11 protein-coding genes are annotated in these 14,009 nt (G+C 67.6%); 5 read left to right on the top strand and 6 right to left on the bottom strand.

Going from position 1 to position 14,009, the window contains the following annotated elements; translation table 11 throughout:
- Positions 1-10 precede the first annotated feature (10 nt).
- Both mdoH and ACWGRX_RS02395 read right to left on the bottom strand, forming a co-directional pair.
- Positions 11-2,230, bottom strand: a complete 2,220-nt coding sequence (gene mdoH / locus ACWGRX_RS02400; RefSeq protein WP_452116271.1) for a glucans biosynthesis glucosyltransferase MdoH — start codon at positions 2,228-2,230, stop codon at positions 11-13.
- Entirely contained in the window at positions 2,218-3,747 is a 1,530-nt protein-coding gene (locus ACWGRX_RS02395; RefSeq protein WP_452116270.1) for an OpgD/OpgG family glucan biosynthesis protein, read from the bottom strand. Before ACWGRX_RS02395 ends, mdoH begins: the two co-directional genes overlap by 13 nt.
- A gap of 358 nt (positions 3,748-4,105) precedes the next feature.
- On the opposite strand from ACWGRX_RS02395, the gene glmU reads away from it, so the two are divergent.
- Positions 4,106-5,461 carry a bifunctional UDP-N-acetylglucosamine diphosphorylase/glucosamine-1-phosphate N-acetyltransferase GlmU gene (glmU, locus tag ACWGRX_RS02390; RefSeq protein ID WP_452116504.1) on the top strand — a complete coding sequence of 452 codons (1,356 nt, stop codon included), beginning with the start codon at positions 4,106-4,108 and terminating at the stop codon, positions 5,459-5,461.
- Positions 5,462-5,568: 107 nt separating this feature from the next.
- Positions 5,569-7,395 carry a glutamine--fructose-6-phosphate transaminase (isomerizing) gene (gene glmS / locus ACWGRX_RS02385; protein WP_452116269.1) on the top strand — a complete coding sequence of 609 codons (1,827 nt, stop codon included), beginning with the start codon at positions 5,569-5,571 and terminating at the stop codon, positions 7,393-7,395.
- Between the two features lie 18 nt (positions 7,396-7,413).
- Here the strand turns inward: glmS and ACWGRX_RS02380 are convergent, their stop codons facing one another.
- Positions 7,414-7,809, bottom strand: a complete 396-nt coding sequence (locus ACWGRX_RS02380) for a YbaN family protein (RefSeq protein ID WP_291641726.1) — start codon at positions 7,807-7,809, stop codon at positions 7,414-7,416.
- A gap of 125 nt (positions 7,810-7,934) precedes the next feature.
- Here ACWGRX_RS02380 and ACWGRX_RS02375 point away from each other — a divergent pair, with 125 nt between their 5' ends.
- Positions 7,935-8,657: a DUF502 domain-containing protein gene (locus ACWGRX_RS02375; protein WP_291641727.1), complete on the top strand. Its 723-nt coding sequence runs from the start codon at positions 7,935-7,937 to the stop codon at positions 8,655-8,657.
- On the opposite strand, the gene ACWGRX_RS02370 is transcribed toward ACWGRX_RS02375, so the two are convergent.
- Together ACWGRX_RS02370 and ACWGRX_RS02365 are read right to left on the bottom strand one after the other, a co-directional pair.
- A complete protein-coding gene (locus ACWGRX_RS02370) occupies positions 8,647-9,480 on the bottom strand; it encodes an AraC family transcriptional regulator (protein WP_452116268.1) in 834 nt (277 codons plus the stop codon). The genes ACWGRX_RS02375 and ACWGRX_RS02370 overlap by 11 nt on opposite strands.
- A gap of 69 nt (positions 9,481-9,549) precedes the next feature.
- Positions 9,550-10,443 carry a LysR family transcriptional regulator gene (locus tag ACWGRX_RS02365; protein ID WP_452116267.1) on the bottom strand — a complete coding sequence of 298 codons (894 nt, stop codon included), beginning with the start codon at positions 10,441-10,443 and terminating at the stop codon, positions 9,550-9,552.
- Between the two features lie 99 nt (positions 10,444-10,542).
- On the opposite strand from ACWGRX_RS02365, the gene ACWGRX_RS02360 reads away from it, so the two are divergent.
- Both ACWGRX_RS02360 and ACWGRX_RS02355 read left to right on the top strand, forming a co-directional pair.
- Positions 10,543-11,391 (top strand): SDR family oxidoreductase, encoded by an 849-nt coding sequence (locus ACWGRX_RS02360; protein ID WP_452116266.1) that lies wholly within the window; start codon positions 10,543-10,545, stop codon positions 11,389-11,391.
- A 68-nt stretch (positions 11,392-11,459) separates the two neighbouring features.
- The gene (locus ACWGRX_RS02355) at positions 11,460-11,879 is read left to right on the top strand and encodes a RidA family protein (protein WP_452116265.1); all 420 of its coding nucleotides are present in this window, start codon (positions 11,460-11,462) and stop codon (positions 11,877-11,879) included.
- Positions 11,880-11,893: 14 nt separating this feature from the next.
- Here the strand turns inward: ACWGRX_RS02355 and recG are convergent, their stop codons facing one another.
- Positions 11,894-13,996: an ATP-dependent DNA helicase RecG gene (gene recG / locus ACWGRX_RS02350; RefSeq protein WP_452116264.1), complete on the bottom strand. Its 2,103-nt coding sequence runs from the start codon at positions 13,994-13,996 to the stop codon at positions 11,894-11,896.
- Positions 13,997-14,009 lie beyond the last annotated feature (13 nt).

Raw genomic sequence — 14,009 nt, 5'->3', positions numbered from 1 at the left:
CGGGTCTGGCCTACCGGGCCGGCGCTTCGGCGCCGGCATGGGCCGGCCCTTCCGGCAGACTGGCGAGCAGGCCGAGCAGGGCCCGGTCGTGCAGCACGACCATGCGCTCCTTCGGCTTCAGCCAGATCGCCGCGTCCGAGACGGTCTCGGCATCGACCAGCTTCGCTTGCGCCACCGCCCGCTCGGGCTCGATCTCGCCGCGCCGGCGCGGCTGGACCTGCGGCAGCATGCTCTCATGCGCCGAGCGCAGCACCTGGTCGGCGTGCAGCGCCACGAGTCCGTCGGCATCGTCATAGCCGGCCTTCATGAATTCGGCCTGCAGCGCGTTGGCGCGCGTCGCGATCGCCGGCGGCGCGCCTTCCTCGGGCGTGACGAGCAGGTTGTGCCGCTTCAGCCAGAGGCCGAGCGCCAGCTGGCCCGAAGCCCAGGACAGCGGGATCGCCAGCACGAGGCCGACGATGGTCGGCGACATCCAGGCGAAGAGCGAGGTCGCGATCATGAAGGCCGAGAGACCGGCGATCAGGCCAAGCATGGTATGCGTGCGATGCCGCCGCACGATGTCCTTGAACGGGATCGAGCCGTCGTCGCGGCGCTGCGGATTCCAGCCTGTGTCGCGGCCGAGCAGGATCTGGAAGACGGAGCCGGACTGGATCACCATCATGATCGGCGCGAAGATCGCCGAGAACAGCACTTCGAGCAGGGCCGAAAGGGTCAGGCGGACGCCGCCGCCGCAGGCGCGCCGCAGCTTGCCATCGAACAGTGTCAGCAGCAGCCCGAACAGTTTTGGCGCCAGCAGGATCGCCATGGTCAGCGCGAACAGGTTCAGCGCGCGCTCGGGGTCGAAGCGCGGCCAGATCGGGAACAGCGTGAACTCATGAGTGAAGTATTCGGGCCGCGCGTAGTTGACCTGCAGCACGATCAGGATGCCGACCACCAGCTGCATCAGCCAGAAGGGCGAGGCGAGATAGGCCATCATGCCGGTGGCGAAATGCTGCCGCGTTGCCAGCGTCAGCCCCTTGGCGCCGATGACGCGCGAATGCTGCAGATTGCCCTGGCACCAGCGCCGGTCGCGCGTCGCGATGTCGATCAGCGAGGGCGGGCTTTCCTCATAGGAACCGGTCAGATCCGGCAGCATGTAGACCGACCAGCCGGCACGCCGGATCAGCGCCGCTTCGACGAAATCATGGCTGAGCACATGGCCGCCGAAGGGCGGCTTGCCCTTCAGGTCGGGCAGGCCGCAATGATCGGCGAAGGCCTTCGTCCGGATGATCGCGTTATGGCCCCAGTAATTGCCGTCGCGTCCGGACCAGACCGCGAGCCCGGTCGCGATCACCGGCCCGTAAACGCGCGCCGCGAACTGCTGGAGGCGCGCGAAGAAGGTGTTGCGGTTGATGATCAGCGGCAGCGACTGGATGATGCCGGCATCGGGATCGGCCTCCATCGCCGCCGCCAGGCGCACGATGCAGGTGCCGGTCATCAGGCTGTCGGCGTCGAGCACGACCATATGGGCGTAGTGTCCGCCCCAGCGGGTGACGAAATCGGCGATGTTGCCGGCCTTGCGGTGATGGTTCTTCGGCCGATGGCGGTAATAGATCCGCGCCTCCGGTCCCAGTCGCTGGCGCAGCGCCAGGAAGGCACGCTCCTCCGCGACCCAGATGTCCGGGTTGGTCGTGTCGGAGACGATGAAATAGTCGAAATGCTCGCCGAGTCCCGTCGCCTCGACCGATTCGCGGATCGCGGCCAATGCCGCGAAGGTGCGCGCCGTCGACTCGTTGTAGATCGGCATCACCACCACGGTCTTCTGGCTCAGCGTCTCGGCGCGCGGGCTTTTCAGCAGGCCGAACAGCAGGGTGACGAAGCCGAGGATCGCGCTGGTGAATGCGAGCGCGATCCAGGAGAAGTTTATGGTGAACAGCAGAAGCAGTACATACTGCAGGAAGGTCGTGCGGCTGACCGACACGACATTGTACATCTCCCAGGCGCCATAGGCCGTCAGCGCCCAGGCGCCGCCGAAGACGAAGAGGCGCGCGAGCCAGGGCGTGCGCCAGGCCGACGGCGCAGCAGGAGCGCGCCGCTCCGCCCCCTTCCAGCGACGGAAGGACTGCACCGGCATGTCGAGCCTGTTCTCCGGCGGTGTCGCCTCGAAAGGCGCCGGCCATGTCGCGATCTCGCCTTCCGGCTTGCGGACGATCTCGTCCACCGTCGCGTGCTGCGTGCTCACCATGTCCATCGATTCAACCAGGTCTCGGATACCGCCTGGCCGCCGGCGTCGAGAACCAGGCGAAGCTCCGAGAGATTCTCGTTGCCGGGGTCGACTTCGAAGCCGACGCGCATGGTCCGCCGCTCGGGGAAAGGCCAGAGGCGTAGATTATGCACTGCGCCGGGGGTGGCGGTCACGATCGCCCTCGTCGCGGCGACCAGCCCGGCATCGGCCAGCCGCTCGCCGGTGAAATCGACGATGAAGCGCCGGCGGCGGCCCTGCGTGCCGCGGCCCTGCCTGGTCCGGGTGGCGAGCGCCAGCGGCGGCCGATCCGGCGGTTGCCAGCACCAGGCCTGTCGATAGGCCACCGTCGTCTCGCTGCCGGCGGCGATCGGCTGTCGCGGCCGCCAATAGGCGATGATGTTGTCGTTGAGCTCGGAATCGGTCGGGATCTCGATCAGCTGGACCGAGCCCTGGCCCCAATCCCCGAGCGGCTCCATCCAGACGCTCGGGCGCAGCTCGAGCCGCTGGTCGTCGTCGAGGAAGGCATTGGGGTCGCGCTCGCGCTGCACCAGCCCGAAGCCCCGCGGGTTCGAATCCTGGAAGGAGGAGACCTGCAGATTGGCGGGGTTGCTGAGCGGCCGGTAGATCCACTCGCCGCTGCCGGACTGCATCTGGACACCGGAGAGTTCGTGCACGGCCGGTCGCACGTCGTCGAAGGTGCGCCGGCTCTGCGGGCCGGCGAAGAAGGTGCCCATCGCGCAGCCGAAGCCGACATGATCGAGATTGGCGCGGGCGAACAGCGTCATCTCGACGTCGATGAAGGTCATGTCGCCGGGCCGCAAGGTCATGCGCACGGCGCCGGCGACGCTTTCGGAATCGAGCAGCCCGTGGATGATCAGCACGCCGGAGGCCGGGCTTGGCCGCTCGATCCAGAAGGCGCGGAAGAAAGGGATTTCCTCGCCGCGCGTTTCGCCCGGGCGCAGAATCAGCGCCCGGGCCAAGGCGCCGAAATTCTGGCCGCGCGCCAGCGAGCGGAAGAAGGTCGCGCCCTGGAAGGTCGCGACCTCGAACGGGCGCTCCAGTCCCGTCGCGACCCGAAATCCCGAGAATTGCAGGTCGAGCCCGGCCGGGGGCGGGGTGACCCGGCCATAGTCGAACTTGCCGCGGTCGAAAGCCACGCGGCGCACCACGTCATCCTCGACGGCGAACAGGCTGACCGGCGCCGAAAAGACATAGCCGCGATGCATCGGCTCGATCGTGAAGCCGCGATTTTCGCCGGCCCAGATCAGTCCGCCGGGCTGGGCCCTTATGCCGACATACTGATCATAGGGCAGGGTGGCGTAGCCCTCGGGCAGGTCGGTGGCAGTCAGCGGCACCATCGGGCGGCGCGACAGCATCCGCGCCGCTTCGACGACGAGAGAGGCTTCGAAGCGCTGGCCTTCGGCGATGACCGATTGCACCAGGCCCGCCCAGCTCGACTGGGCATGTGCCGGCGTGCCGGCCACCAGGCGCTGGGCGACGAGACCGGTCGCGGCAGCGCTCAAAAATCGACGACGATTCAAGGATTTCGACATCAGTTCCAACATGCGCCGTCGGCGGGCCGGCCGCTTTGCGCTTCTAGAGCATTTTGCGGCGAGCTGGAAAGCGCGCGCCACTTTGTAAGGTGAAAAAAAGAGCCTCGCGGCTTTCGCAAGGCCATGCCCCGGATCGCTCGCCCCTTCCAGCCAAGGCTTTGCGGAAATTCCGCTTTCGCTTCGGCCGTCGACTTTGCCAAATCCTCCCTGGATCGGCTATCCACTCCCCGCGCAACACCCGCCTGCGCCGGACCGATGGCCGGCTTCGGACGTATCCGCGTCGACCGCTATTCTCCCGACAGCATGAGACTCGAAGATCATGACGGAAATGCAGCCCGCCCGAACCTGCCTCGCCATCATCCTTGCGGCCGGCGAGGGCACGCGGATGAAGTCGTCCCGACCGAAGGTGCTGCATGAGATGGCAGGGCGCTCGCTGCTCGGCCATGCGCTTGCGGCCGTTTCCGCCGCTGGAGCGGATTCGCTCGTCGTCGTCATCGGCCCGGACAGACCAGATGTCGCCGCGGAGGTGAGCAGGCTCGCTCCGCATGCCAGGATCGCGGTCCAGGCCGAGCGCAAGGGCACGGCCCATGCGGTTCTCGCGGCGCGCGCCAGCCTGGCCGAAGATCATGACGACGTCCTCGTCGCCTTCGCCGACACGCCTCTGGTGCGGCCCGAAACCTATGCCGGCCTGCGGCAGGCGCTGCGCCAGGGCGCCGGTGTTGCGGCGCTCGGTTTCGAGGCCCGCGACCCGAGCGGCTATGGCCGCTTCGTCACCCGGGACGGGCAGCTCGAAGCCATCGTCGAGCATAAGGATGCCGATGCGGCGACGCGGGCCATCCGGCTTTGCAATGCCGGGCTGATGGCTCTCGATGGGAAGCGCGCTCTCGCCATCCTCGAGGCCATCGGCAACGCCAATGCCCAGAACGAATACTACCTGACCGATGCGGTCGAAGTTGCTCGCCGGCAGGGGCTGACGACCATCGCGCTGATCGCGCCGGAAGCCGAGGTGCAGGGCGTCAACGACCGCGCCCAGCTCGCCGGGGCCGAAGCCGATTTCCAGAAGCGCCGGCGCCTCGAGGCCATGGCGTCGGGAGCGACCCTCATCGCTCCGGACACCGTGTTCTTCAGCCATGACACCCGAATCGGCCGCGATGTCGTGATCGAGCCGAATGTCGTCTTCGGACCGGGCGTCAGCGTTGCCGACGGGGCGGTGATCCACGCCTTCTCGCATCTGGAAGGTGCGAGCGTCGGAGCAGGCGCGACGATCGGCCCCTATGCCCGGCTGCGGCCGGGCGCTGACCTCGCCGAGGGGGCCAAGGTCGGCAACTTCGTCGAGATCAAGGCGGCGACGATCGGCGCCGGAGCCAAGGTCAACCATCTCACCTACATCGGCGATGCGGAGATCGGCGCGGCTGCCAATATCGGCGCGGGAACCATCACCTGCAATTATGACGGCTTCTTCAAGTCGAAGACGATCATCGGCGAGGGCGCCTTTGTCGGCTCGAATTCGGCGCTGGTCGCGCCGGTGACGATCGGTGCCGGGGCCTATGTCGGCTCGGGGTCGGTGATCACCCGCGACGTGGCGCCGGACGCGCTGGCCGTCGCGCGCGGCCGCCAGGTTGAGCGCGAAGGCTGGGCGGCGGACTTTCGGGCCGCGGCGAAGGCCCGCAAGGCGGCGCGCTAGCCGGCTCCGCGCCGTCGCGTTCACAGTTCGACATTCATCGTGATTGGGCATTCGGCGCCGGGCGCATTATTGCGGACGGCAACGAAAACTTCCCGTGAGGCATAGGCATGTGCGGAATCGTAGGCATTCTCGGCAAGGAAGCTGTCGCCGGGCAGGTGGTCGAGGCGCTGCGGCGGCTCGAATACCGCGGCTATGACTCGGCCGGGGTCGCTACGCTCGAGCATGGCAGGCTCAGCCGTCGGCGCGCCGAGGGTAAGCTCAAGAACCTCGAGGTCCGGCTGTCGAGCGAGCCGCTCGACGGGCTGATCGGCATTGGCCATACCCGCTGGGCGACGCATGGTCGGCCGAACGAGACCAACGCCCATCCGCATGCCACCGCCAAGCTGGCGGTCGTCCATAACGGCATCATCGAGAACTTCCGCGAGCTCAAGGCGGAGCTCCAGGCTGACGGGCACGTCTTCGAGACCGAGACCGATACCGAGGTCGTCGCCCATCTCGTCACCCGCGAGCTCGACCGTGGCAAGGACCCCGTCGCGGCGGTCGGCGCCTGCCTGCCACGCCTGCGCGGCGCCTTCGCGCTCGCCTTCCTCTTCGAGGGGCAGGAGGATCTGCTGATCGGCGCGCGCAAGGGCTCGCCGCTGGCCGTGGGCATCGGCGACGGCGAGATGTATCTCGGCTCCGATGCGCTCGCGCTGGCGCCCTTCACCAATCTGATCGCCTATCTCGACGAGGGCGACTGGGTTGTGCTGAATCGTGGTGGCGCGACCTTCTACGACGCCTCTGGGGCGCAGGTGGAGCGCCGCGCCCAGCGCGTCGCCGCCGGGGCCTTCCTGGTCGAGAAGGGCAACCACCATCACTTCATGGCCAAGGAGATCTACGAGCAGCCGGAAGTGGTCGGCCACACGCTGACGCATTTCGTCGACATGGCGAATGGCCGGGCCCGGCTGCCTTTCGACGCGCCTTTCGACTGGAAGGCCCTGTCGCGGCTTTCGGTTTCGGCCTGTGGAACGGCTTATTATGCTGGCCTGACCGCCAAGTACTGGTTCGAAAAGCTGGCGCGGCTGCCGGTCGAGATCGATGTCGCCTCCGAGTTCCGTTATCGCGAGGCGCCGCTGCCGGCGAATGGGCTCTCGCTCTTCGTCTCGCAGTCCGGCGAGACTGCCGACACGCTCGCATGCCTGCGCTATGCAAGGCAGGAGGGGCAGCACGTCCTGTCGGTGGTCAACGTCCCGACCTCGACGATCGCCCGCGAGAGCGATGTCGTGGCGCCGACCCTGGCCGGGCCGGAAATCGGCGTCGCCTCGACCAAGGCCTTCACCTGCCAGCTGACGGCGCTCGCCGGCCTCGCACTGGCGGCCGCCCGTGAGCGCGGCACGCTCTCGGCCGAGCAGGAGGCACGCTACGTCCAGGAGCTGATCGCGCTGCCCGGACTGATGGCGCAGGCCCTGACCCTGGAGCCGGAGATCGAGAAGCTCGCGCGCAAGCTGTCGCGGGCACGCGACGTGCTCTATCTCGGACGCGGAACGGCCTTCCCGCTGGCGCTCGAGGGCGCGCTGAAGCTCAAGGAAATCAGCTACATCCACGCCGAAGGTTATCCGGCTGGCGAGCTCAAGCACGGCCCGATCGCGCTGATCGACGAGGAGATGCCGGTCATCGTCATCGCCCCGCATGACGCGTTGTTCGAGAAGACGGCGTCCAACATGCAGGAAGTCGCGGCGCGTGGCGGACGGATCATCCTGATCACTGACGCCAAGGGCGCCGCCGAATGCGGCATCGAGCCCGAGACGACGATCATCATGCCGGAGATGGACCCGCTCTTCGCGCCGATCGTCTACGCCGTTCCGATCCAGATGATCGCCTATCAGACGGCCGTCTTCATGGGCAAGGACGTCGACCAGCCGCGCAATCTGGCGAAGTCCGTCACCGTCGAGTGAACGCGGGCCGGGCCTGATTCAATCGCCGGCCGGCTCCGGCCGGCTGGCGACATAGGTGCCTGCCGCAATCAGGCAGGCACCGGTCACCCACAACGCGACCGGCGGCGCATCGCTCGCCGCCACCAGGGCGAAGCTCAAGGCCATCGAGCCGCAGGCGATGTACTTGGTCTTGCGCGCGATCGAGCCGGTCCGCCGCCATGCCACGACCTGTGGTCCAAGTTTCGGATGGCCGAGCAGCCAAGCCTCGAAGCGTGGCGAAGAGCGCGAGAAGAACCAGGCCGCTGCGATCAGGAAGATCGTGCCCGGCATCAGAGGCAGTACGAGCCCGATCACGCCGACGGCGGTCAGCACCCAGCCGGCGACGAAATAGAGGGAGCGGCGCCAGGGGCCGTGCTTTCTGGAAGGCTCGGACACGCGCGCCTTGTCGCCATCGGAGAATCAGGGGCTAGCCAGAAGCGGCTGCTAGGCTATCGTCGCATATTGCGGTGCAAGCTCGAAGCCCCGCAAGCCTTGGAACCGACCGAAGCCCAGGACAGTCGATGGCCGCAGCCCGCCCGCCCGATCCGCATCTCGTCGTTCATCCCGACATGCTGCGGCCGAGCTTCGGTACCAGGCTCCGCCGCTATTTCCTGACCGGGCTGGTGCTGGCGGCACCGCTCGCCATCACCGCCTCGGTGACCTGGTGGTTCGTGAATCTGGTCGATGGCTGGGTCAAGCCGCTGGTTCCGGCGCAGTTCTGGCCGGACACCTATTTGCGCTTTCCGGTGCCCGGTTTCGGCGTCGTCATCGCCCTTGTCGGGTTGACGCTGCTGGGCTTCTTCGCCGCCAATCTCGTGGGGCGCACGCTGATCGGCGCCAGTGAGGCGCTCCTCAACCGGATGCCCGTGGTGCGCGGGCTCTACAAAGGCGTGAAGCAGGTCTTTGAGACGATCTTCTCCCAGTCCGGAACCTCCTTTCGCAAGGTCGGCATGGTGCAGTTCCCGCAGCCGGGAATGTGGTCGATCGTCTTCATCGCCCAGGAAGCAGCGCCCGAAATCGCCGGCAAGCTGCCCGATAGCGACGAGCAGATCGGTGTCTTCCTGCCCTGCACGCCGAACCCGACCACCGGTTTTTTCTTCTATCTGCCACGACGAGAAGTGGTCGAGGTCGCGATCTCCGTCGAGGAGGGCGCGAAGCTGATCATGTCCGCCGGCATGATCCAGCCCGGCGACGCCCTGGGACGCAACGGCGCCAATGGCAATGGGGGGCGGATCAGTCCTTGAGGGCGAGCCAGATCTCGACGACGCCATTGCCGGTCGCGGCGTCGAAGCGTTCGTCCATGCGTTCCAGGGTCGGCCCCATTGCGGGCTCGCGGCCGGACTTGGGCAGCCAGTCGCGCCAGATTGCCTCGAAGCTCTGCTTGATCGCAGTGATGTGGCCGCGATGCTCGAACACCGCATAGAGCTGCTCCGGAACACGCAGCCGCTCGAACTCCGCGGGCAGCTCGGAAAAGCTCGAGACCTCGGCGCCGGCGATGTAGTCGAAGGCGCCCTGATCGTCGCAATTATGGCTCGCGCCATAGGCGACATGCCCTACCTGTCCGGGGATATGGCCGAAATGCGGGGCGATCTTCTGCCAGAGCAGGGGGATTCCGGCGGTGTTCTCGACCGAGAAATGGCCGCCGAAACCGGCGATCAGCAACGGCTTGCCGGTGACGAGACGCGGCTCGCCGAGCGGGCTGGAGGAGATGGCGTTCATGGGTAGCGGCTCCACGAGGGTGAGCGAGGACAGATCGCGCCGGGCCCGCAGCTCTTCCGGCGTCAGGCCGAACTGCTCGCGGAAGGCGCGGGTGAAGGCCTCGTGCGAGCCGTAGCCCCAATCCAGCGCGACCGAGAGGATGTCGGGCGCGCCGTTGGCGAGCTGGCGTGCCGCCTCCGTCAGCCGTCGCTCGCGCACATAGCGCATCACCGAACGGCCGGTCGCCACGCCGAAGGCGCGTACGAGATGGAAGCGGGAGACGCCGCTGACCTCGGCGATTTCGTCGAGCGAGAGCGGCGCGGCAAAGCGGCTTTCGATGCACCAGAGCGCTTTCTTGATCGGATCCATTGGGGTCTCACGAAGCGCGGCCACGATGGCGCCGGCATGGCGCCGGCGCTTGATCGGGATTGCTGCCGGCTATTTTTGCAGCATCTTGACGACGTCGAGGAAGGCCCGCAGCGCCGGCGGCACGGCGCGATGCCCCGGATAATAGACCGCCACCCCTTCCGGAGCCGGCGCCCAGGCGGTGAGGATCTGGCGCAGGCGTCCCTCGACCAAGGCCGTCTCGGCGGCCGAGCTGGCGACATAGGCGATGCCGAGATCATTGATCGCGGCCTCCACCATCAACTCCTCGTCGTCGAGGATGACCGGTCCGCCGACTTCGATCGTCAGCTCCTGCCCGGCCCGTTCGAACTCCCAGCGATAGAGCTTGCCGCTCGGCATCCGGTGGCCGATGCAGCGATGGCTCTCCAGTTCCTCCGGACTGCCCGGCTCGCCGAAGCGTTCCAGGTAGGCCGGTGAGGCAACGCAGATGAAGCTGATCGCGGCGCCGAGCGGCACGGCGACCATGTCCTTGTGGATCGATCCGGCAAGGCGCACGCCGGCATCGAATCCCGCCGATACGATGTCGACCAGCCGCCCTTCGACGACGATGTCGACGATGACGCCCGGAAAGCGCTCGGCCATCACGGGCAGCACTCGGCGTACCAGCAGCGTCGCCACCAGCCGCGGCACGTTGATCCGGACCTTCCCGGCCACGCTGCCGCGGAAGGTCGCGATGCTGTCGAGGGCATCGTCCAGGGTGGTGAGGGCCGGCTGAAGCCGGCCGAGCAGTTCGAAGCCCGCCTCGGTCGGTGAGACGCTACGCGTCGTGCGGTTGAGCAGGCGCACGCCCATGCGCTCCTCGAGGGCACGCATCGCATGACTCAAGGTGGACGGCGCCATGCCGAGCTCATCGGCCGCATGACGGAAGCTGCGCCGGGTGGCGACGGCCACGAAGGCCGTGAGGTCGTTGAGCGAAGGGCGGTTCATTGCTGGCTATCCGGCATCAACCCATACGAATTTTAGCGTCTAATCCGCACAATTCTTCGCCTGTATCTCATGCCGGTGTCAAACCGGGAGATGTGGAACATGCAGAAAACCTGGCTCATAACCGGCGTTTCGTCCGGGCTCGGCCGGCTCTTGGCGCAGAAGGTGCTGGCGCGCGGCGATCATGTCGTTGGAACCAGCCGCAGGGCGGATGCGCTGCCCGATCTGCGCGAGCGCTATCCGCAGCGACTTGGCATCGTCGCGCTCGACCTCAAGGATCAGAGTTCCGTGCGTGCTGCGGTCGACCGCGCCTTCGAAGAGCGCGGCCGTATCGAGATCGTCGTCAGCAATGCCGGCTATGGCCTCGTCGGAGCAGCCGAGGAGGTCAGCGACCAGCAGGTTCGTGACATCGTCGCGACCAATCTCATGGGCTCGATCACGCTGATCCAGGCGGCTTTGCCGTATCTGCGCAAGCAGGGCGGCGGCCGGATTCAGCAGCTCTCGAGCGAGGGCGGGCAGATCGTCTATCCCGGTCTCGGCCTCTATCACGCGACGAAATGGGGGATCGAGGGCTTCGTCGAAACCGTGGCGCTGGAGGTCGCGCCCTTCGGCATCGAGCTCACCCTGGTCGAGCCCGGTCCGACGCGCACGGAATTCGGCGGCAATCTCGCCCACGCTGAAGCCCTCGATGCCTATGAGGAAACGCCCGTCGGCCAGACCCGAGCAGCGGTTCGTGGCTCCTGGGTGGTCAAGGGCGATCCCGAGCGGGTGACCGAGGCGATGATCGGGCTCGCAGACCGGAAGGGACCGCTTCCCAGGCGGCTCGTGCTCGGCGCCGACGCCTATGCCCGCATCCGGAAGGCGCTCGGCGGCCGGATCGACGAGCTCGACAGCCAGAAGGAGATCTCGGTCGCGGCCGATTTCACCGAGGCAGAGCTCGCCCGGCTCTGAACGCACGGCCCGCAGAGCGAAACCCAGCGGGACCTCAATTTCTCATTCGAAGATCATGAGGCAATGACATGCCCAAACGCGACGCGATTTTCCCCGCCGGCCGCCACGCCCTCTATGACGTCCATCAATATTCCGCTGCCATCCGGCATGGCGACCTGCTCTTCGTCTCCGGACAGGTCGGGAGCCGAGAGGACGGCTCGCCCGAACCGGTCTTCGAGGACCAGGTCCGCCGGGCCTTCGCCAATCTGCGCGCCGTGCTCGCGGCGACGGATGCGAGTTTCGACGACGTGATCGACGTCACCTCCTTTCACACCGATCCGCAGACGCAGTTCGACACGGTTCTGGCCGTCCGGGCCGAGGAGATCGGCGAGCCGCCTTATCCGGCCTGGACGGCTGTCGGCGTCACCTGGCTCGCCGGCTTCGATTTCGAGCTCAAGGTGATCGCCCGCCTGCCGCCCAAAGCTGCCGGAAGCTCGCCGGCGGCATAGGGCCAAGCGTGGTCTCAGCCCGCGCGGAGCAGGCGGATCGCGACGTCGCGCTCGAACAGGTAGAGCAGGGTCCTGATCGCCTGGCCGCGCGGCGTCTCCAGATTGGGATCGCGCTCGATCAGCAGCCGGGCATCGTCGCGGGCTGCCGCGAGCAGATCGCCATCGACCTCGGGCCGGGCGATGCGCCAGTCGGGCGAGCCCGACTGCTTGGTGCCGAGCACCTCGCCTTCGCCGCGCAGGCGAAGATCCTCCTCGGCGATGCGAAAACCGTCCTCGGTCTCGCGCATGATCGTCAGCCTCGCCTCGGCGACCGGCCCGAGCGGGCCTTTATAGAGCAGGAGGCAGGTCGAGGCGGCCGAGCCGCGGCCGATCCGGCCGCGGAGCTGATGGAGCTGGGCGAGGCCGAAGCGCTCGGCATGCTCGATCACCATGACCGAGGCATTGGGAACGTCGACGCCGACCTCGATGACCGTGGTCGAGACCAGCAAGCGCGTTTGCCCGGCGACGAAGGCCGCCATCGCCGCATCCTTGTCGCGCCCCGGCATCTGGCCGTGCAGCAGGCCGACCTTGTCGCCGAACGCCTCCTGCAACGCCTCGAAGCGCTGCTGCGCCGCCGCGACGTCAAGCGTGTCGGATTCCTGCACCAGCGGGCAGACCCAGTAGACCTGCGCGCCGGCGTCGATGGCGCGCCCGACCGCGCCGACCACCTCGTCATAGCGCTCGGAGGAGATCGCCTTGGTGGCGATCGGTTTGCGGCCCGCCGGCTTCTCCGAGAGGATCGAGACGTCCATGTCGCCGAACCAGGTCAAGGCGAGCGTGCGCGGGATCGGCGTCGCCGTCATCACCAGCACGTCGACCGCCTCGCCCTTGGCGCCGAGCAGCAGGCGCTGGTGCACGCCGAAACGATGCTGTTCGTCGACGACCGCAAGCGCGAGGTCGTGGAAGTCGACGCCCTCCTGAAACAGCGCATGGGTGCCGACGACGATGTCGATTTCGCCGCTGGCAAGCCCGGCCAGGACCTGGCGGCGTCCCGCGCCCTTTTCGCGGCCGGTCAGCAGAGCGAGCTTCAGCCCGGCCTTTTCGGCGAGCGGCGCCAGGCGCTCGGCATGCTGGCGGGCGAGGATTTCGGTCGGCGCCATCAACACCGATTGCCGTTTTGCCTCGGCTGCCGCGGCCATCGCCATCAGCGCGACCACGGTTTTGCCGGAGCCGACATCGCCCTGCAGCAGGCGCAGCATGCGCTCGGGCTTTTCCATGTCGTCATGGATATCGGCGACGGCCTTGCGCTGGCCGTCGGTGAGCCTGAAGGGCAGGGCGGTTTCGATTGCCCGGCGCAGGGCGCCGTCGCCCGCCGTGATGCGGCCGGCCATCTTCTTCTGCTGGCGCCGGACGAGGGCGAGCGCGATCTGGCTCGCCAGCAATTCGTCATAGCCGACGCGCCGGCGCGCGATCGTATCGCCCTCGACGGCTCGCAGATCCGGCGGATGATGCAGCGCCTGAATGGCCGGCCGGAAGGCGGGAAAGCCGGCCTTGGCCAGGAAGCCCTCATCCTGCCATTCCGGCAGTTCCGGACAGCGCTCGGCCGCGCCGGCGACGATCCTCGCCATGATCCGCCCGCCGACGCCCTCGGTCAGGCGGTAGACCGGCTCGATCGAGGGCAGGGTTGCGGCGAGCTTGGGATCGAGCACCCGGTCGGGATGCACCATTTGGCGCATGCCGTCCCAGAGTTCGAGCTTGCCCGAGATCAGCCTGTAGGCGCCGACCGGCAGCGTCTGGAGCAGATGGCGGACATCGGCGTGGAAGAAGACCAGGGTCACGTCGCCGCTCTCGTCCTCGACGAGGATGCGATAGGGCGCCTTCGCCTTGCTCGGTGGCGGCGGGCGGTGCTCGCTCACCCGCGCCGCAAAGGTCGCGATCTCGCCGATCGGCGCCTCGGCGATGCTCTCGCTGGGGCGGCGGTCGACGGCGCCGCTCGGCAGATGGAAAAGCAGGTCGATGACGCGGGCATCATGGCTCTCGTCGCCGAGGAACTTGTCGAGCAGCTTGCCGAGTTTCGGGCCGACGCCGGAAAGCGCGGTGGCGGGGGCAAACAGCGGATCGAGGATCGAGGGACGCAAAGGAGCCGCTCAC

Source organism: Allobosea sp. NPDC055594 (assembly GCF_053618995.1).
The sequence above is the reverse complement of the archived record's forward strand: the minus strand, read 5'-3'. Positions and strand labels throughout refer to the sequence as shown.

Bases quoted from the DNA above. Each gene is read 5' to 3' on its own strand.
- mdoH (WP_452116271.1), bottom strand. From the start codon at position 2,230: ATGGACATGGTGAGCACGCAGCACGCGACGGTGGACGAGATCGTCCGC.
- glmU (WP_452116504.1), top strand. From the start codon at position 4,106: ATGCAGCCCGCCCGAACCTGCCTCGCCATCATCCTTGCGGCCGGCGAG.
- glmS (WP_452116269.1), top strand. From the start codon at position 5,569: ATGTGCGGAATCGTAGGCATTCTCGGCAAGGAAGCTGTCGCCGGGCAG.
- ACWGRX_RS02375 (WP_291641727.1), top strand. From the start codon at position 7,935: ATGGCCGCAGCCCGCCCGCCCGATCCGCATCTCGTCGTTCATCCCGAC.
- ACWGRX_RS02370 (WP_452116268.1), bottom strand. From the start codon at position 9,480: ATGGATCCGATCAAGAAAGCGCTCTGGTGCATCGAAAGCCGCTTTGCC.
- ACWGRX_RS02365 (WP_452116267.1), bottom strand. From the start codon at position 10,443: ATGAACCGCCCTTCGCTCAACGACCTCACGGCCTTCGTGGCCGTCGCC.
- ACWGRX_RS02360 (WP_452116266.1), top strand. From the start codon at position 10,543: ATGCAGAAAACCTGGCTCATAACCGGCGTTTCGTCCGGGCTCGGCCGG.
- ACWGRX_RS02355 (WP_452116265.1), top strand. From the start codon at position 11,460: ATGCCCAAACGCGACGCGATTTTCCCCGCCGGCCGCCACGCCCTCTAT.